This window comes from Mucilaginibacter sp. BGA-UO-ETr-C110, assembly GCF_059567985.1.
Genome location: NZ_JCAQPB010000002.1, coordinates 2867916 through 2887556, shown reverse-complemented (window position 1 = coordinate 2887556; position 19641 = coordinate 2867916). Strand labels below are relative to the sequence as shown.

General features: G+C 39.8%; 14 protein-coding genes. 11 read left to right on the top strand and 3 right to left on the bottom strand.

Annotated elements, in window-relative coordinates:
- Window positions 1-173 precede the first annotated feature (173 nt).
- The 3 genes from AC57BQ_RS12640 to accC all read left to right on the top strand — a co-directional run bounded on the left by AC57BQ_RS12640 (window position 174) and on the right by accC (window position 3191).
- Window positions 174-677, top strand: a complete 504-nt coding sequence (locus AC57BQ_RS12640; protein WP_496406623.1) for a c-type cytochrome — start codon at window positions 174-176, stop codon at window positions 675-677.
- 61 nt (window positions 678-738) lie between these two features.
- A complete protein-coding gene (locus AC57BQ_RS12635) occupies window positions 739-1245 on the top strand; it encodes a GNAT family N-acetyltransferase (RefSeq protein WP_496406622.1) in 507 nt (168 codons plus the stop codon).
- Window positions 1246-1706: 461 nt separating this feature from the next.
- A complete protein-coding gene (accC, locus tag AC57BQ_RS12630) occupies window positions 1707-3191 on the top strand; it encodes an acetyl-CoA carboxylase biotin carboxylase subunit (RefSeq protein WP_496406621.1) in 1485 nt (494 codons plus the stop codon).
- A gap of 8 nt (window positions 3192-3199) precedes the next feature.
- Here the strand turns inward: accC and AC57BQ_RS12625 are convergent, their stop codons facing one another.
- Entirely contained in the window at window positions 3200-3844 is a 645-nt protein-coding gene (locus AC57BQ_RS12625) for an HAD family hydrolase (RefSeq protein ID WP_496406620.1), read from the bottom strand.
- 148 nt (window positions 3845-3992) lie between these two features.
- On the opposite strand from AC57BQ_RS12625, the gene AC57BQ_RS12620 reads away from it, so the two are divergent.
- Entirely contained in the window at window positions 3993-5831 is a 1839-nt protein-coding gene (locus AC57BQ_RS12620) for an ABC transporter ATP-binding protein (RefSeq protein ID WP_496406619.1), read from the top strand.
- A gap of 989 nt (window positions 5832-6820) precedes the next feature.
- Here AC57BQ_RS12620 and AC57BQ_RS12615 read toward each other — a convergent pair.
- Both AC57BQ_RS12615 and AC57BQ_RS12610 read right to left on the bottom strand, forming a co-directional pair.
- On the bottom strand, window positions 6821-7228 hold the full coding sequence (locus AC57BQ_RS12615) for a DUF983 domain-containing protein (RefSeq protein WP_496406618.1): 408 nt from the start codon (window positions 7226-7228) through the stop codon (window positions 6821-6823).
- A complete protein-coding gene (locus tag AC57BQ_RS12610) occupies window positions 7218-8102 on the bottom strand; it encodes a helix-turn-helix domain-containing protein (protein WP_496406617.1) in 885 nt (294 codons plus the stop codon). The genes AC57BQ_RS12615 and AC57BQ_RS12610 overlap by 11 nt, the downstream gene beginning before the upstream one ends.
- Window positions 8103-8334: 232 nt before the next feature.
- Here AC57BQ_RS12610 and AC57BQ_RS12605 point away from each other — a divergent pair, with 232 nt between their 5' ends.
- From AC57BQ_RS12605 to AC57BQ_RS12575, 7 genes are all read left to right on the top strand, one after another.
- Window positions 8335-8811, top strand: a complete 477-nt coding sequence (locus AC57BQ_RS12605; protein ID WP_496406616.1) for a hypothetical protein — start codon at window positions 8335-8337, stop codon at window positions 8809-8811.
- A gap of 157 nt (window positions 8812-8968) precedes the next feature.
- Complete coding sequence (locus tag AC57BQ_RS12600) at window positions 8969-11923, top strand: sensor histidine kinase (protein ID WP_496406615.1); 2955 nt, start codon at window positions 8969-8971, stop codon at window positions 11921-11923.
- Window positions 11924-11939: 16 nt separating this feature from the next.
- On the top strand, window positions 11940-12566 hold the full coding sequence (locus AC57BQ_RS12595; protein WP_496406614.1) for a response regulator transcription factor: 627 nt from the start codon (window positions 11940-11942) through the stop codon (window positions 12564-12566).
- Window positions 12567-12814: 248 nt separating this feature from the next.
- Entirely contained in the window at window positions 12815-13171 is a 357-nt protein-coding gene (locus AC57BQ_RS12590; RefSeq protein ID WP_496406613.1) for a VOC family protein, read from the top strand.
- A gap of 8 nt (window positions 13172-13179) precedes the next feature.
- Window positions 13180-14049 carry a helix-turn-helix domain-containing protein gene (locus AC57BQ_RS12585; RefSeq protein ID WP_496406612.1) on the top strand — a complete coding sequence of 290 codons (870 nt, stop codon included), beginning with the start codon at window positions 13180-13182 and terminating at the stop codon, window positions 14047-14049.
- Between the two features lie 547 nt (window positions 14050-14596).
- Window positions 14597-17794, top strand: a complete 3198-nt coding sequence (locus AC57BQ_RS12580; RefSeq protein WP_496406611.1) for a SusC/RagA family TonB-linked outer membrane protein — start codon at window positions 14597-14599, stop codon at window positions 17792-17794.
- A gap of 22 nt (window positions 17795-17816) precedes the next feature.
- Window positions 17817-19223, top strand: coding sequence for a RagB/SusD family nutrient uptake outer membrane protein (locus tag AC57BQ_RS12575; protein ID WP_496406610.1), 1407 nt, complete (start codon window positions 17817-17819; stop codon window positions 19221-19223).
- The last annotated feature ends 418 nt before the right edge of the window (window positions 19224-19641 follow it).

Sequence of the window (19641 nt, the reverse complement as noted above, 5' to 3'; positions counted from 1 at the left end):
GTTTTGCTCTTCGTTTATTATTTTTATCTTAATTCTTGACTCTCTGTTCTTGACTCTGGCATTTGAAATCCCGATTCCATAAATTGTATCTTAAAAATTACCTTTTTTTACACAATCCGGTGTTGTGACATTAAAAGTTAATAGTTATTTTAGGTGACTTAAATATGACAATCATGCCTTTTAATAAAAAAATAATTGCTACCCTCGGATTGTTATCTGTTGTGGTATTAGGTGCCATGACATCCATGACCCCCAAAAAGCCACAGGATGAAGGGTTTAAAAACCTGAAGGTATTACCAAAAAGCATCTCGGGCGATAATCTTCATAAAGTAATGGAAGAGTGGGAGCATTCATTAGGGGTGCATTGCAACTTTTGCCATGTACGTAATGAAGAAACCAAAAAGATGGATTGGGCAAGTGATGCCAAACCCGAAAAGGAAATGGCCCGTGATATGTACAAGATGATGAATAAAATAAACCAGAAATATTTTCACGCCAAAAAAGATTCATTAGGCATGATCATGCAATCTGGTATCAACTGTAATACCTGTCATCGCGGTACAGCCCATCCCGAAGTTGTTATACCTGCTGGTGGCGCCCCTGGCGGTATGCCTCCAGGCGGTCAACCAGCTCCAGGAGGCCAGCCAGCTGCTGGTAGCCCTGATAAAAAAGGATGATCCTTAAAATATTCAAAGCACCTCTTACGTAAAGTAAGGGGTGTTTTAATTTACTATGAATATGAACAGTGTAATCAATGTCAGAAATGCGAATGAGGACGATCTGCTGGCCATTCTGCACATCTATAACGATGCCATATTAAATACCACATCTGTTTACAGCGAACAACCCCACACGCTTGAAATGCGCCAGGCATGGTACCAGGATAGGGTAAGTAACGGCTTTCCGGTACTGGTGGCGGAGTCGGGTGGAAAGATAGCCGGTTTTTGCACTTATGGACATTTTCGGATCTGGCCTTGTTATCGTTATACTGTTGAACATTCTGTATACGTTGATCCTGTATTTCAGGGACAAGGTATTAGCAAACTTTTACTCAGACCGCTTATTGAAATAGCTCAAAAGAATGGCATTCATGCTATAATAGCGGGTATCGACAGCGAGAATCAAATCAGCTATCATTTGCACCAATCACTGGGTTTTAGGCAGGTTGCCCACTTTAAAGAGGTTGGTTTTAAGTTTAACCGTTGGCTCGACCTACTTTTTATGCAATTATTGCTTGATGAGTAATATTAAATTTTATTTTAAAGCAAAAAAAACTATAAACTTTATTATTTTTCAGTTAACTTTAGTCACACCCTGATTGAAATGCAAATTTATTGAATAAGTATGCGCTTTTGATAGTTTTATTTCAGTCGGGCAGTAAAAAACCCCTTAATTGACTGACCATGACTGTTGAAATTGAAGAAAAAACTGTTCTCACTCTTGCTTCCTCAAAGCGAATAAGCCATACACACGGTGTTCATTGCAGACGCTGTAATAATCCCAACATTAATCGCATACCCCGGGGCCCATTTGTAAAAATGTTTTTGTCCTGGCTTCCACTTAAAAAATACGTTTGCTATCGTTGCCATCGCAAATCATACCGTTGGAAACCCTGATCAAACTACTACCTGTTTGCCATATTCCTGTATCATTTTGCCATCAATAAAATAATGCTTTACAAAGTGTAAATCCATTACATTTGTTAGATGCAAAAGATACTGATCGCTAACCGTGGCGAAATAGCCTTAAGAGTAATGCGCTCCGCGCGCGAAATGGGTATTAAAACCGTTGCTGTATATTCAGACGCAGACCGTGATGCATTGCATGTACGTTATGCCGACGAAGCAGTTTATATCGGCGCGGCCCCATCAAATCAATCATACCTTAACGGCGAAAAGATCATAGCGGCTTGCCATAAAACAGGCGCCACCGGCATCCATCCCGGTTATGGTTTTTTGAGCGAGAATGCGGCCTTTGCACGGCAGGTAAAAGAAGCCGGCCTGGTGCTTATTGGCCCCTCGCCAGAGGCTATGGAGATTATGGGCAACAAGTTATCGGCCAAAGCAGCAGCTTTAAAGTATAGTATACCCATGGTGCCCGGAACTGAAGAGGCTATAACCGATATCGCCGAGGCAAAAGCAAGAGCTGTAGAGGTTGGTTTCCCGATCCTGATCAAGGCCGCTGCAGGTGGTGGGGGCAAGGGTATGCGCATAGTAGAAGGCGAGGCCGATTTTGAAGAACAGATGCAGCTTGCCGTATCCGAGGCTACTTCGGCATTTGGCGATGGATCTGTGTTTATTGAACGCTATGTATCATCTCCCAGGCATATCGAAATACAGGTTTTGGGCGATACACACGGCAACATCGTACATCTTTTTGAGCGTGATTGCTCGGTGCAACGCCGTCATCAAAAGGTGATCGAGGAAGCGCCTTCAAAAGTGCTTACCCCGCAGATCAGGGAGCAGATGGGTAAATGCGCGGTTGATGTGGCCCGATCAGTAAATTATACAGGTGCAGGTACGGTTGAGTTTATTATGGACGATGCGCTGAACTTTTATTTCCTGGAGATGAACACCCGCCTGCAGGTAGAACACCCAGTAACGGAGCTGATAACCGGCATCGACCTGGTAAAAGAGCAGATCCGTATAGCCCGGAGTGAAGCGATCAGCTTTAAACAGGAAGATCTGCAGATACGCGGGCACGCCATTGAACTAAGGGTTTATGCCGAAGACCCGGCAAATAATTTTTTACCCGATATCGGTACACTCCAAACTTATATTACCCCCAAAGGAGCGGGGATACGCGTTGACGATGGTTTTGAGCAGGGCATGGAAATACCTATTTACTATGACCCCATGATAGCTAAACTGATAACTTACGGTAAAGACAGAACCGAGGCTATTGAAAGGATGTTACGGGCTATTGACGAATACCAGATAACAGGGATCACCACTACACTTGGTTTCGGCCGGTTTGTTATGAAGCATGAGGCCTTTACATCGGGCAACTTCGATACGCATTTTGTGAAAAAGTATTTTACCCCCGACGTATTGAACACCGAAGATGCGGGCGAAATTGCGATTGCTGCCGTAATTATGGAACAATTGCTCAATCAAAAGAAAGCTGTTACCGCATCAGTAACAACTGCAGAAACAAGTAACTGGGTAAAGAACCGTACCCGTTTGCAATAGCAGGGGTATTATAGTAGTTCTGTTAGTTCACTAAAACTATCCACAGTAGCAACCATGCCATCGGGTACCTGACCAAAGCCATAGCTGGCAAAAATAAAGGGTACACCAGCCTGGTATGCTGCGGTATAATCGCCCATGGTGTCACCTACATACACCGGTGCTTTAAGCTGATGGTCGTTTACAATATCCTTAATATTATCAGCTTTCGGGTTGCCTTTGGTACCAAAGCACTGGTGACCTAAAAAATGCGCGTGCATGTTATTCAGATCCAGGAATACTTCAATATAACCGCTCTGGCAATTGCTTACAATATACAGCTTGTATTTTGTGCCCAGGTATTTTAAAGTTTCTTCCAGTTGCGGATATAGCTCACCGCCTTTGGTATGTAAAATTTCAAGCTCACTGATGGCGCAAAGGGCTTGTACTTCTTTGCGTTGATCGGTATCAAGGTTGGGGAATAATTTATCAAAAATGGCATCATAGGTCATGCCGGTGATCGATTTAACACGTTCTACCGTCATCAACTCATCAATATAATCCACTTTTGAAAGGGCTGCCTGCCATGCCAGGGCCACGTTGGCTGTACTGTCCCAAAGAGTGCCATCCAAGTCAAAAATTATACTGTCAAATTGATTGTGTAGTGAAGTATCCATAATGCCGGCAAAAGTAATAAAAAGCAGGTTATAGTTCTGACAGGCAGTTTATGAAAAAACAAACCAATGTAAAATAATGCTTCCTTATAAAGAGCAAGACGGCTAATTGGTTAAATTCGCTTATCATCAACAAGAAAGAGCATAACTATTGAAGACCGATCGCCCGCCCAAAAATACTATCACTCATAAAGTTACCTTAAAAGAACGCTTTGAGGCACTGCGCAACTTACCTGCGTTTTTTAAACTGGTATGGCAAACCAGCCGATGGATGACAGTGGTAAACGCCCTACTGCGCATCATACGCTCTGCCATGCCCCTGGGGCTGTTATATGTGGGCAAGCTGATCATTGATCAGGTGGTGATGGTAAGCCACGCGCATGTGAAGGATATGACCTATCTGTGGCAACTGGTAGGATTGGAGTTTGCCTTAGCGATCCTCACCGATGCGCTTAGCCGGGCCATCACGTTGATGGATAGCCTGTTGGGCGACCTCTTTAGCAATTATACTTCTGTCAGGATCATGGAGCATGCTGCCACGCTTGATTTGGATCAGTTTGAAGATTCTGTATTTTATGATAAGCTGGAACGAGCCCGACAGCAAACCGTGGGGCGCACTATATTACTCTCGCAGGTAATGAGCCAGGTGCAGGACCTGATCACCATGGGCTTCCTGGCCGTGGGTTTAATGGCTTTTAATCCATGGCTTATTGTGCTGCTGCTTATTGCCATTATTCCTGCTTTTTTAGGTGAATCATATTTTAACGATCAAAGTTATGCCCTTACCCGTGGGCAAACGCCTGAGCGGCGCGAGCTGGATTATGTCCGGTACCTGGGCGCCAGCGATGAAACGGCCAAAGAAGTAAAGATATTTGACCTTTCGGGTTTTATTATCGACAGGTTTAGGCTCCTGTCTGGTAAATTTTATGGCGATAATAGACGGCTGGCTATAAAACGTTCGCTATGGGGTACTTTTTTTGCCATGCTGGGTAGCTTGGGCTATTATGCGGCTTACCTGGTTATTATTGTACGTACAGTTAACGGAAGCGTGACTATTGGCGAACTGGCATTCCTGGCTGGTTCATTCCGGCAGCTTCGCGCCTTGCTTGAGGGTATTTTAACCCGTTTTACAGCAGTATCGCAGGGGGCTATTTACCTGCGCGATTTTTTTGAATTTTTTGAGATCGCACCTAAGATCAAACTGGCTGAGCACGCGCTGCCCTTCCCTAAAACCATACAGCAGGGTTTTACTTTTGAGGATGTGGGCTTCCGGTATATTAATTCCGACAGATGGGCCAATCGGCATTTGAATTTTACGCTGTATCCAGGTGAAAAACTGGCACTGGTAGGTGAAAACGGCGCGGGTAAAACCACGCTGGTGAAATTGCTTGCCCGTTTGTACGACCCCACAGAAGGCCGGATATTACTGGATGGCATCGATCTGAAACAATATGACCTGACCGACCTTCGGCTTAACGTGGGTGTTATTTTTCAGGATTATCTGCGCTACCAGATGAGCTTTGCTCAAAATATAGCCGTAGGTAAAATAAGCGAGAAGGATAACCGGCCGCTCATCGAAAACTCGGCCCGTCAAAGCCTGGCTGATCTACTGGCAGCCAAACTTCCTGGTAATTATGACCAGCAATTAGGCAAACGCTTTGCCGATGGGGTAGAACTATCCGGAGGCGAATGGCAAAAGGTGGCCCTGGCCCGGGCCTACATGCGCGACGCGCAGTTGCTTATATTGGATGAACCTACATCTGCACTTGATGCCCGGGCAGAATACAATGTTTTTGAGCGCTTTGCAGAATTAACCAAAGGAAAGTCGGCCGTATTGATCTCACACCGTTTTAGCACTGTTCGCATGGCCGACCGGATACTGGTACTGGAAAAAGGAGAACTGATAGAAATAGGCAGTCACCAGGAATTATTGCTTAAAGGAGGCCGCTACGCCGAATTATTCGACTTGCAGGCCGCCGGCTACAGATAAAATTGATCAGTAACTAACTATCAATTAAGCAATAATCAACAGCAACTCATAGCTGTTTCAGTCTATCGCAGGGTTATTGTCAATAAATCAAGAGTTTAGTTCATGATGTGTAAAAATGCGTAGAAATACGCAGGTGATACCGTATTATCACCCTGTTATTTGTGTTATGGTAAGATTAATTTTGGATTCATGTTTGGGCAGGCAACTCAATAAACATATACAAAGCTATTTACTATGAAACTTTTTTACCACTTTTTAATTTTTGTTTTTGTATCCCTTATGCTCGTAGCATGTGCCAAAATATTTACTTCAGATAGTGAAATAAAATCATTTAATAATCAACCATCCGAGATAAAACAGGAGTCTAATAATCAACCCGATAGTGCAGCACCAGCTGATGTTAAGGAAGGGGCTTTTACGATCACGGATTTTAACTACAAAAACCTTTTAAAAACAAAAAAGTGGGCAGATAATCAATGTGATTATAACAGTGTTTTTTACATTAAAAATGTACAAATGGTCATTAACCGTTTAGGCCGGTACACACAGCAATATTAATTTCGTTTTTAGTTTAGTTTTTTAATTAGGGAAACAGTTGGCAAACAGTCATTACAGCAATGTAGTGGCTGTTTTGTTTTTTGCCCGGTTGCAGGTAATATTGCTGCAATCCGGACTAAACAATACAAGTTTACCTCACTTATAAATTGGGAAATGCCCAAAAGTAAAGAGTAAAATAAAGAAGGGGATGGCCAATAAAAAATAAATTCTTGCCAATTGCCGATCATCGGCGTTACCCATTACAAATACATTATATAGGTCTTTTTTTATGATGTTTAATTTCGATTTCATGGTTCAAAAAATATAGATGTTATATACAATTATGACCAAAATCAAGCTCCATAGTTTAATAGCGACAAAATTATTAGAGCATAAAAAAGCGCCGGCAGATAAAAACCTACCGACGCTTATCATCATCATTCATCAAAAGATCAGTTTATTTTGTCGCGGCTCATTTCGGGATGATAATGCAGGCCAGGAGTAAGCCAGTACAATAACATAACCCTTGAATATCTAAAGTTAAATGGCGAAAGTATAACTGCAATAGCCAATATAATAGTAACATATAACCATGGATTATGGCTTCCGGTCAGTACACTTATAGCTATGGCTGCTGTTACCATTTCGGCCACATTAAAGGCATAGCTTACAAACATGGCCACATAAAAATAGCCAGGCTCTCTTTCGTAAGTTAAACCACAGTGAGGGCATGTTTTGTGCATTTCCTGACCCTTAAAGCCATACATGCTGGTGGCAAACATGTCGCCACGCCTGCAACGCGGACATTTGGCATGTACAAAAGCTGGCCATGCCGCTAATTTATAGTTGTTATTTTCCATGATCGTATAGTAATTTTTTTCTGAATTCTTCGGGTGTAGTATCTTCCAGTTTTTTAAAAAACTTGGTAAAGTAGGAGTTATCACTAAAGTTTAATTTCAGTGATATTTCGCTGATACTGAGCTGTGGGTTGGTCAGCATACGTTTAGCCTCCAGCATTACCCTGTTACGGATCATTTCGCCAGCCGGGATACCCATAATGTCCTTACAAACTGCGTTAAGGTGGTTGGGGGTAATATATAACATAGCGGCATAATCCTTCGGTAGCTTAATGTCGGTATAATGATGCTCAATTAAGTTTTTAAAGTTTTTAAGCAGGGTTTGGTTGTATGATGAATTGTTGTTTACCGTTGCAATGGTCTTTACCCTGTTAACCCTGATAAATATCTGGAGCATCAGCAACCTGATCATATCGGCAGCTGAGGTGCCGGGATTGGTAGCTTCGGTTAATATAGTTTCAAAAAGTGGCTTGATAGCTGTATAAGTTTCGGCCGGTAAATTGATCACCGCATCGGCCAGGTTACCGCTGAAAAAGGAAAAATTATCCAGGTAACCATGTTGCAACACAAATGATTGTATGAACGATGCCGAAAAGTTGATGATATAACCATCTGTAAAACCCTCAAACCCCCAGGAATGTACCTGGCCGGGTATCATAAAATAAATTTGTCCGGGTTTAACCTCAAAACTTTCAAAATCTATAGTGTGAGTACCTGATCCAGCTGTAAATAGTACCAAATGATAAAAGGTGTGGCGATGGGTGGCAAACAGGTTCTTATGCGTATCCAGATATGGTGCAAAACGGCTTATGAGTATGTCATCCTGATTGATGTCAGATAACGAACAGATATCATATAGTGGTATGTTTTGTAACATGGAAACAAAATTACACACCAATTTACCTTTTATAATGGTACTATTTTTATTTTAAATGGTACTATTCAATGATAATTGAATAGTACCATAAATTAAAAAGCCCACAGTTTACTTTGCCATGACTTATCCATGACCAATCACTGCTTATTGGTGTTATACGCATATTTTTAGGGTGCGATACACACATTTTTATTTTACAACCGTAGTGACATTTGATAAAAAAAATATCACAATGAAAAATAAATTTTTAGTGACCTGCTTAATAAGTTTATTATCAGTCACATCAATCTACGCTTATACAGGCCCAAAAACTGGCGAAACTGGTTATGCCGCCGTGATCCGCGACTTTATTGACAGCCATATGAATGGCAATTATAAAGAGCTTAGCCGAGTATTAGATGAAAACTATACATTGAAAATTCCCCGCGGCAATAAAGTGATTCAGCAAAGTAAAGCAAGTTTGGTTGATGCCATGAAAAAAGAGGCAGGCACTCAGCAAAACTGCCAGTCAAACTACGAAGTGCTGGCTAAAAGCGATGCGCTGGTAATAGCCAGGGTTGATTTTAGCTATCATGATAGTATACAGCATAATTATCTAATATTAGAAAAGGACGATGCCCAGGAATGGAAAATTACCCAGGTTTGTAAAATGTTTGAAGATCTGGAAACCCCGGCAGGTGGTAACGGAGCTATAACTGCTAAAAGTTGAGTTTTATTTAACTGATCTTATTATAAAAATTCATAGGGGAATTAACCAATATACCCTATATTAATGAATCACCCCAAAAGGGTGATTTTTTTTATTTTATTTAGCTTTATTTTGAATTTAATTGCGGTAATACTGCAAACTATTAATTTACACGTAAGTGAACAAGTATTTTTTATATCTGGTGCGGGTGTTTTGGTGTGTTGTATTTATTTGTTTAATGCAGATATTTCCGGCGTTGGGGCAAAAATATACGTTTGCGCATTATGATATCGACGACGGTTTGATCCAATCGCAGGTAAATAAGTTCACGATGGATAATGACCATCGTTTATGGATAGCCACTTTTGGAGGAGCCTGCCGTTTTAATGGAAAGGAGTTTTTAGGATATTCCAGGCAGAATGGGTTGCCTAATAACTACGTAAGCACCGTTTTTTCTGATCGTGCCGGGCGTGTATGGTTTGGTACACTTGATGGATTGGCTATGCTTCACAATGGCAAAATAGTAAATTACAAACCTGTAGCCTCTCAGAAACACAATATTGTAACCGATATAGCCCAGGATGGAAGTGGTACTATTTGGGCGGTGATGGGCTATGCTTTATTTAAAATTACCGGCAATAAGATGGAGCCTGTGACATTTGATGATAGCAGCAAAGTGACCACTATAACCGTTGATAAAACCGGCAGACTTTATGCAGCCGTTTATGGAAAAGGTATATATTCTTTAACCCGCAATGGATGGGCATATTCCACCCGCTTTAGTGGAAAATATGAGCAGCTTGCCGTAAGAAAAATATTGTTTGACAAATTTGATACACAAAGGGCTTACCTGTTAACCTGGAAAGGCCTATTTTATATAAGCGATAACCAGGTGATGCCCTATGCCTCAGCTCAAATGGCAAACGTAAAGGGGCAGCTGCTCTGCATTGAACAGGACGAGTACAAGAACCTTTGGATAGGTACAGATAATGGCGCCTATTGTTTAATGGATGGTGATGTTATTCATTACGACTCCTCAAATGGACTTACCGATATCTCTATTGCAGATATATATGTTGATACAGACAATAATCTTTGGCTTGGGAGCCTGGGTAATGGTTTATACCGTTGCGAGGGTAGTAAATATGTGACTTTTGATGGCACACAGGGTTTGCCTGAGTCAAAAATAATTATGGGGATCACCAAAGATTGGAACGATCATATTGTGTTGGGGGCAGATGGGGGAGGGTTGATAAGATATGATGGTAAAAAACTCAGCAGTATAACAACACCAGCCAGTTCTAAGTATTTAGCGGGTATACAATGTTTATATACCGATAAAAATAAAACCGTTTGGATAGGTACAAGCCAGGCTGGGTTGTGGCAGTATGATCAAAAGGGTTTCAGGCAGGTAAAAGGAAGTGATGAAATAGCTTACCACGCCATTATAGCTGATGATAGCGGGGTTATCTGGCTGGCCACATCACTAGGTTGCTATTATTATGAAAAGGGGGTGCTTAAACAGTTGGAAGGCGTGCCTGAATACTCATCATCATTAGTAGCGGCAGGTCGCGATTCTGTGTTTATAGGCACGCAAAATGGTATTGTACTGCTGGTAAATAAAAAAGTAGTGCAGACCTATAATCAAAGCGTTCTTAAAAACTCCGCTATCCTCACCATGATCAAATATCATAACCTGATTTTAATAGGCACCGATGACAGGGGTTTATTTGTTTGGAACCTGAAAAATAATCAGTTAAAAAGTTATACCGTAAATGATGGTCTTAAAGCAAATACAATATACAGCTTGATAACTGATGATACAGACAATGTTTGGATAGGTACAGGTAAAGGCGTGAATCAAATGAAGTTTGATCAGGCCGCGGATAAATTTGCAGTTATCGATAATTCGGGTTCAAAGGAGCCCATTTTTGAAACCAATCAAAACGCTATACTTTATAAGGATCATCAGGTTTGGGTGGCAACCACCAAATCTGTTATGGTTTACAATACCCGTTTACAAACGCGATCTTCACCACCCCCACATATCATTATTGAAAATGTAAAGTTGATGCCGCAGATAAGCAGGAGTAAGGATACCGCTTTTACTTATTTAAATAATGGGGCTACTTTAACTTATAATCAAAACCACCTGGCCATCTCCTTTTTAGGCATTTATTTAAAAAATCCTACGGGTGTGTCATATCGTTATAAATTAGTGGGTTTAGACAGCACTTTTTGTTCGCCCGTAAAAAACAATGTTGTTGAATACCCCATGTTGCCGCCTGGTAAATATACGTTTAGGGTAAAGGCCATAAGCCCTGATGGCAAAGTTTCGCCGGATACGGCTAATTTTAGTTTTGAAATTATTCCACCATTTTATAAAACGCTTACTTTTCAAATATCGGCGGTACTGTTCTTTGTATTAATAGGTTTTGGTTTACAAAATATTTGGCACCATAGCAAAATACAACGGCAACAAGCCATTGAGGCCATTAAACAGGAAGAAAAAATAAAGATCAGGCAGCAAACAGCTGAAGATTTTCATGATGACCTGGGGAATAAACTTACCCGTATTTCTATACTTTCAGAAATTTTAAACGCCAAAATTGATCAAAGCAAAACAGATCAGCATGGGCTTGTTGACCAGATCAAACAAAATGCAGCTGCCCTTTATAATGGTACCAAAGATATTTTATGGGCCCTAGACCCCAAAAGCGATAATTTATATGAAACTTTGATACACATTAAAGAAATTGGCATTGAGCTGTTTCAGGATATGCCGGTTGATTTTGAGTTTAACAAAATTGATGATAACCTGAAACAAGTTAAACTACCGATGGAGTATAGCCGCAATATTACCATGATATATAAAGAACTGCTGAATAACGCGCTTAAACATGCTGATGCCGGGCAGGTTATATTACACTGGGCTTATGTTGATAAAGACGAGGTCAGTTTGCGACTTACCGATAATGGTAAAGGCTTTAGCAGTAATACCCTATCAAAGGGGCATGGTATGCATAACATAAAAGCAAGGGCAAAACGTATTAATGCCGAGCTGGTTATTGTTTCGGAAGAAGGTAAGGGAACCTCGGTAGAGCTAAAGTTCAGAAAAAACGTTGTCGCTTAATTATTAGAAAAAGAAGATGAATCGCACTATAAAAATAACCATTATTGAGGACGATGAAACCATTAGAAATGGTTATGCTTACTTAATTGGCGCCACCGAAGGATATGAAGTAGTGAGCACCTATTGCTCCTATGACGAAGCCGCCAAGAAAATAACGATCGACCGCCCTGATGTTGTACTGCTGGATATTGAATTGCCTGGCACCAATGGGGTTGACGCCATCCCTAAATTAAAGAAGCTGTTGCCACAATGTTATGTGTTAATATTAACGGTTTATGAATCCGAGAAATTAATATTCAACGCCTTAGCCAATGGGGCATCCGGATATCTTACTAAAAATACGCCATCCGCTAAAATAATTGAATCCATCAAAGAGGTTAAGGATGGTGGCGGCCCAATGAGCATTAATATTGCCAAACTGGTTATACGTTCATTCCAAAAAAATCAGGAGTCGCCCTTATCCAAACGCGAAACTCAAATACTGGAATTGATTGGCGATGGAAAAAGTCGCAGCCAGATTGCCAAAGAACTATTTATTGACCTTGAAACTGTACGTAGCCACATCAAAAACATATACGTAAAGCTTGATGTTAACTCCCGTGCAGATGCCATAAAAATGGCTAAGCAAAATAAACTTATCTGATCAAAACGATGCTTTACTCTGTAAATGAGTAATTTCCCGTGCATTTTTTATTGTATTTATTATTGTTTAATAATAAATAAATCCCCCTATTTGGGGGATACGTTGCCTTTGCTACCAGCCTATCTTTGGTATGTGCAGTAGTTTTAACTGATCGGCTACTGTACCTCACACCAAATCATCACCCCTAACTACTTGTTATTGATATTGGGTTGATTTCCGGAAAAATCTTTTATAAGAGCTATTGCAACATGAAATTGAAATATATCCCTGTTTTTGCAGAGGACGCCGACGCGCAGATAAGTTTTTATACGCAAAAGTTAGGCTTCAACCCGATCAGTAATATGTCGTTTGCAGAAGGCGAAGAATATGCCGTATTACAAGCCGACAATCTTGATGTAGCTCTTGTTGTTGGTGGCAGCGCCTTTAAGAGCTGTGTTATTTTAAATACCGATGATTGTTTGAAAGATTATCATTTGTACAAAACCGCGGGTGTGTTTTTTTCAACAGTCCCACGTTACCTGCCAACGGGCCTTGCGGCCGAGTTTCTGGACCCATCAGGCAACCGGTTTATTTTATTAGAGGAAAGAAATTATACAGAAATATAAATTTTTATATGATGGATTATTCAAAAACATTACGGAACAATAATAAAATTTATAGCCGTACCAGCAGTCAGAAACAAAATCAGCAATATAGCTCAGATTTTAGCCTGAGGTTTGTTTTTGCAGGAAATGAGCGTTACGATATAGGTAAGCGGCATTTATCCATATACCCCGATTCTTTTTTAATATTGAATAGGGGCACACAATATTCTACGGATACCGACTCAGATATTCCGGTACAGTCATTCAGTATAAGCTTTGATCAGCAATTTTTGCAGAATTTTAAAGACTGCTGGCTGTTGGGCGATAATCGGCTATCTGGAAAGGGAGGAAATAAAGGAAAACAATTCCAGGAGTTTGATGAAACTATTTACCCATTTACCGGTGATATTATGCATAATGTGTATCACCTCAAAAAATACCTGGATACGGGTCTGCATGATGAATTGCTGATCAATGAATATCTGCACCATTGCCTCATCAACTATTTCAGTATCTATAATGAAGAGATATTTAAAAAAGCAGATAAGCTTCATTTTTTAAATGCCAGTACCAAAATAGAGATATTACGCAGGCTTAACCGCGCTAAAGAATACTTGTACAGTAACTATAACCAAAATATAAGTCTGGAAGATCTGGCAGAACATTCATGCCTGTCGGTAAACCACTTGTTACGGACTTTTAAACAGGCATTTAATTTAACCCCACATCAGTTTTTAATACAACTGCGCCTAAAAAGAGCACAAGCTTTACTAAAAAGCACAGCTTATCCTATTAACGAAGTTGTAAACCTTATTGGCTTTGAATGCCCAAGCTCCTTTATCAGGTTATTTAAAACGCATTATAAAATTACACCATTAAAATACAGGCAAACTGCTTAATGGTTGTTTTGCTTCACTCTTAAATAATAATATAATATTAAGTTTACATTTAAACGACAAATGGATGTGCGAAAGTGATCAAAATGGTGATTATCGCACATCCATCAATATTTTCATATAGTATTATTGTGTTTATATTAATGATATAAGTTGACTTAGCTTATATATGATTAACTATTAACCACATGTCTTATGATAATAGCACCTACTTAAATTATTTCATTTACGGTTATTTACGGGTATCACCAAAATACCTGCAGCCGAATCACAGTCATCAATCGATCTTTTAACCTGCGTAATTATCTAACTATATAAAGATCTGGTATAATTTATTATACGTTAAGTTGGTTTCTTTTCGCTCTTTAATACTTGAGAAATGTTAAAAAATTAATAGGTATTTGCTCATTTGCAGGTATCATTTTTAATTTTTTATAATAAATAAATTGATAAGTATGAAAGAACTGAATGCAATCCAACACGCAATCTATCCGGTTATATAAACGCAAAATCTTTTAAATATATATACTAATAATAAATTAAAAAAAGCATGAAGCACAAATTACTTAAAATTTTCATGGTTTGTTTTTTCTGCACGGCTTCAATGGCCTACGCGCAAAATAGAACCATTAAGGGTACGGTAACTTCGCAGGAAGAAGGTTTGCCGCTTCCCGGTGTAACAGTTGGCGTAACAGGAACTGCAACGGGTACCCAAACTGACGCTCAGGGGAAGTTTACAATTTCAGTTCCGAGTGGTAGTAGTACACTTTCTTTCTCTTTTATAGGTTATACTACTAAGAAAGTAACTATTGGTACAGCTACTACAATTACAGTTTCATTAAGCTCAGCTCAAAGCCAATTAACTGAAGTTGTGGTTGTTGGTTATGGCGCAAAGCAAGTTCGTGAGCAAAATGGCGCTATTGGCCACATCACCGGGAATGCAATATCAAGCCAGCCTGTTGAAAGTTTAGATAGGGCATTGAGTGGTAAAACTGCGGGTGTTCAGGTTTCTCAAGCTGGCGGTACATTAGCTGATGGAAATAGTATCCGCATCCGTGGTGTTAACTCTATTTCATTAAGCTCACAGCCTTTATTTGTTATTGACGGAATACCGATGAACTCATCAGATAACTTAAGCCAGTTTAACGGTGGTAACGGAACTCGTTTTAACCCATTGGCATTAATCAATCCCAATGATATTGAGTCTGTCGATGTGTTGAAAGATGCAGGTGCAGGCGCTATATATGGTTCGCGTGCCGCAAATGGAGTAGTTATTATAACCACTAAAAAAGGTAAGGCCGGAACTACCAAAATAAGCTTTCAGTCAAGAGAAAGTTGGTCAAGCCCCAGCAAAGTACCTAAGCTGTTAAATGGCGATCAATTTAATATCATTAATAACGAAAAAGTTAAAAACAGATTTGGTGCAAGCGCGCCTACAGTTGCCGTAAACAGTGATATTAATGGTGATGGACAGCCTGATCGTACCGATTGGATGAAACAAATATTCAATACCGGTTTTACTTCTGATAATTCCTTATCATTAGAAGGTGGCTCTGAAAAGGCGAGATACTTTTCATCTGTTCGTTACTCTGATGCAAAAGGTATTGTATTTGGTAACCGTTTAAGAACAGCGCAGGTTAGAACAAATATTGACCTGACCCCTAACAAATATGTTCACGCAGGTGTACAATTAGAGTATACCAGATCAATGAACAATGGCGTGTTAACGGATGCATACCTGGCAGGTGCCAGCGTTTCGGGTTATAACGCATTTCCAACAGTTTCTCCTTATAACCCTGCCGGGTCTATACAACAAGGGGGGTATAATATAACAGGATCTGGAGCTAAAGAAGGTTTTGGTTATCTTGGTTTAGGTAATAACATTATATCAGTTAACGGTACCAATCTTATCCAAAATCGTATAAGCAACCCTTTAGCAGTAGTTGCCCTACAAAGAAACAACCTTACTCCAGAGCAGGTTCTGGCCAACGCTTTTGTTGAAATAAAGCCAGTTACTGGTTTATCAATAACTTCCAAATATGGTGTTGACCTTCAGAAATCTTTTGAAGATCAATATAGCAACCCGGTACTTTCTGGTTTAGGATCATCTTATGCAGGTTTGGTTCAGGATAATTACTTAACCCGCAATAGCTGGGTTTGGCAAAACTATGCTTCATATGATCATACCTTTGCAGAAAAACATCGTATTACTGCAACAGCAGGTATGGAGTATCAGTTTACCAAAGAGCAACAAACATTTGCGTCAGCAAATAACTTTGTTGACCCATTCTTCCAGGATATTATTGATAATACTTATAGTGGTATTGATCCATCAACTACCAGCGACATTCTGTTAGCTTCTGGTGGTACCATCAATACAACAGGGTTAGAATCATACTTTGGGCGTTTAGGTTATACCTTTGATGATAAATACTTTGTTGAAGGTTCTTATCGCCAGGATGCTTTCTCTGGTTTTGGTAACAATTTCCGCTGGGGTAAATTTCCAAGTGTATCTGCAGGCTGGGTTGTGTCAAAAGAAGATTTCTTTAAAGACAATAAGTATATAAGTTACTTGAAAATAAAAGGCAGCTACGGTAAAGTAGGTAACTCACGTGGTCTTGATCCTTATGCTTCCAGAACACTGTATGGTGGTGGTTTATATGCAGCATTAAGTGGTTTTTCAAGCAGTCAATTAGGTAATGCCAATTTACACTGGGAAACTTCATTAAAAACAGATGTTGGCTTTAGTTTAGCAGCATTGAACAATCGCATTACTTTAGATGCCGATTATTTCAATAACTCTACTAATGGTTTAATATTAAATGCGCCTGTATTATATACTGTGGGTGTACCAAACTCAACTATTGCTACCAATATTGGTAATATGCGCAACCGTGGTATCGAGATCACTGTTAATACGGTAAATATTAAATCAAAAGATTTTAGCTGGACATCATCAATTAACTATACCCATGTTGCTAATAAAGTTTTAAGCCTGATACAATCCAACAATAATGCAGATATCACATCTGCAGCTACAGTTGCCAGCGTAGGCCGTCCATTAGGAACTTATAAGCTGATCAAATGGGCCGGTGTTGATCCTGCAACCGGTTATCCAATGTGGTATGCCGCTGATGGTAGTATAAAAATGTACAATCAGGTAACTCAAAAATACACCAGGCCAGATGGTACTGCTACTACAGCAATAACTTCTGCCGATGCACAATACCAGGAAGGTAAAACCGGTAACCCAACATGGTTTGGTGGTTTTGATAACACTTTAACTTATAAGAATTTTGATTTGACCGTTTCTGCTGTTTATTCTGGTGGTAATTATCTGTATAACTCAACTTATTCTGGCTTAATGACCAACTATTTCCAGAATAATGATGCCAGAATACTGGGCCGTTGGACTGCTCCTGGTCAGAAAACTGATATCCCACGTTTATCAAGCTTAGATAATACTGCAAACCAGGCCTCAACCAGGTTCCTTGAAAAAGGTGATTATCTCCGTTTAAGATTAGCGTCAATTGGCTATAGCTTAAAAGGCCGTACATTATCAGCCATAGGCTTACAAAGTCTGCGTATTTCTGCTTCTGTATATAATGCCTTTGTTATAACTGGTTATAGCGGCGTTGACCCAGAGGTTAACAGTAACAGGGTTAATACTAACATTGCCACTGGTTATGATAACCGTGCAATACCAAATCCAAGAACTTATACATTAGGTTTAAATGCTTCATTCTAAGTTTTAAACAGTAATAGAGAAAATGATGAAAAATTTCAATAAATATAAAACAGGCATTATTGCATTAAGTGCTGTGATTGCAGTTACTGCAAGTTCTTGCCGTAAACAATTATTTCAGGACCCCAAAACCAGTTTATCTCCGGATGCGGTTTTCTCAAGCCCCGACAGGATTGAAAAGGCAGCCATTGGTATGTATGATCAATTGCAGAATATTAACTTTTTTGGTGGACGTGTATTAATTTACGTTGATGTAAGGGGTACTGATGTAAACCCTCCGGCTTATTTTAACCCCCTGCCGCAGTTTGTAACGGTAACTTCAAGCGAAGGATATACCGCTGGTGCATGGCAAGGTGCATACAGATCAATAGGTGAGGTTAACCTATTTTTAAAAAACCTGGCAAGCGCCAGTGGTGTAAGTGCTGCTAAAATTGGCCAGTATAATGGCGAAGCAGAATTTATCAGAGCGTTGAACTATTTTTACCTGGTAAATATGTGGGCACAACCTTATAAATTTACGGCCGGAGCCACTCATCCAGGTGTACCGTTGGTATTAACCAGTTCAGATGCTCCATTTGATTCATCAAACCAATTACCACGCGCATCGGTAGCGGCAGTATATGCTCAAATTGAGAAAGATCTGTTGGATGCTGAAGCTAAACTTCCGGCTAATTATGGTGATCCGGGATTTTCAAATGTTGCCCGGGCTACAAAAGGTGCAGCACAAGCTTTATTGGCCCGTGTATATTTATATGAACAAAAATATACTGAGGCAAGTGCTTATGCAGACAAGATTATAGGAGGTGGTTATATTTTAAATCCTGACCCGCTTACTCCTTTCCGTACATATACTACCAAAGAAAGTATTTTCTCGGTAGCTATGAATGGTGCTGATAACCCTAATACAAATAATGCGCTTGGTCAGCACTACAATCCTGATCAGAGAGGTGATATTCAGGTTAGTACAAATTATGTTTCTTTAATGGATACCACCAATGATCTGCGCTATAAAAACATGATCGTTCAACAAGGTGGAGCTTTTTGGACAGGTAAATATGTTGGTGTAGCAGATTGGGTACCTGTTTTAAGGTATTCTGAAATTCTTTTGATTAAAGCAGAAGCACTCGCTAATTTAGCCGGCGCAGTAGATGCTAACGCGGTGACTTTAGTTAACCAGGTTAGGTCACGTTCACATGCCGCCGCTATTGCTCCTGCAACTAAAACTGATTTGATAAATGCTATCTTAACAGAAAGACGTATTGAATTAGCTTTTGAAGGACAAGGCGAATTTGATTATCTGCGTACAGGTAGAGGGATCCCGGCTCACAGCGTAATTACCGCTCAGGCATATGGCTCTGACTATGTTATCCTGCCTATTCCTAAGTACGATACGGATAAAAACCCTAACCTGGTTCAAAACCCTGGTTATTAATTGCTATCACATTAAAATTACAACAAAGGCCGCTCATTTAGAGTGGCTTTTGTTGTTTTAAACAAAATATTACTTATAAACATAACCATTATGGGTGATTTTCACATATCCCATTTTTGATTTACGCACTATGTTTGTAGGAGCCAAGTAGTTTTCGTTAAGATATTTGGTCAGTTAATAGTTAATTAAAAAAGTCAGTAACGCGAGGTCACTGACTTTTTTTTATTTATGCCTACCAAGCTTGTAACTGATTAATTAATAATACATTAATTGTTTATGGATGCGCCAAAATCACTTTTTTTTCGATTGATTGTAACGTTTTGCTATTTATTATCGTCATATAAGCACCAAACTCCTAAACATGAAAACTTTAATCTTATTGGCAATTACCGGCGGCTTGTTTTTTAACTCTCCTGGT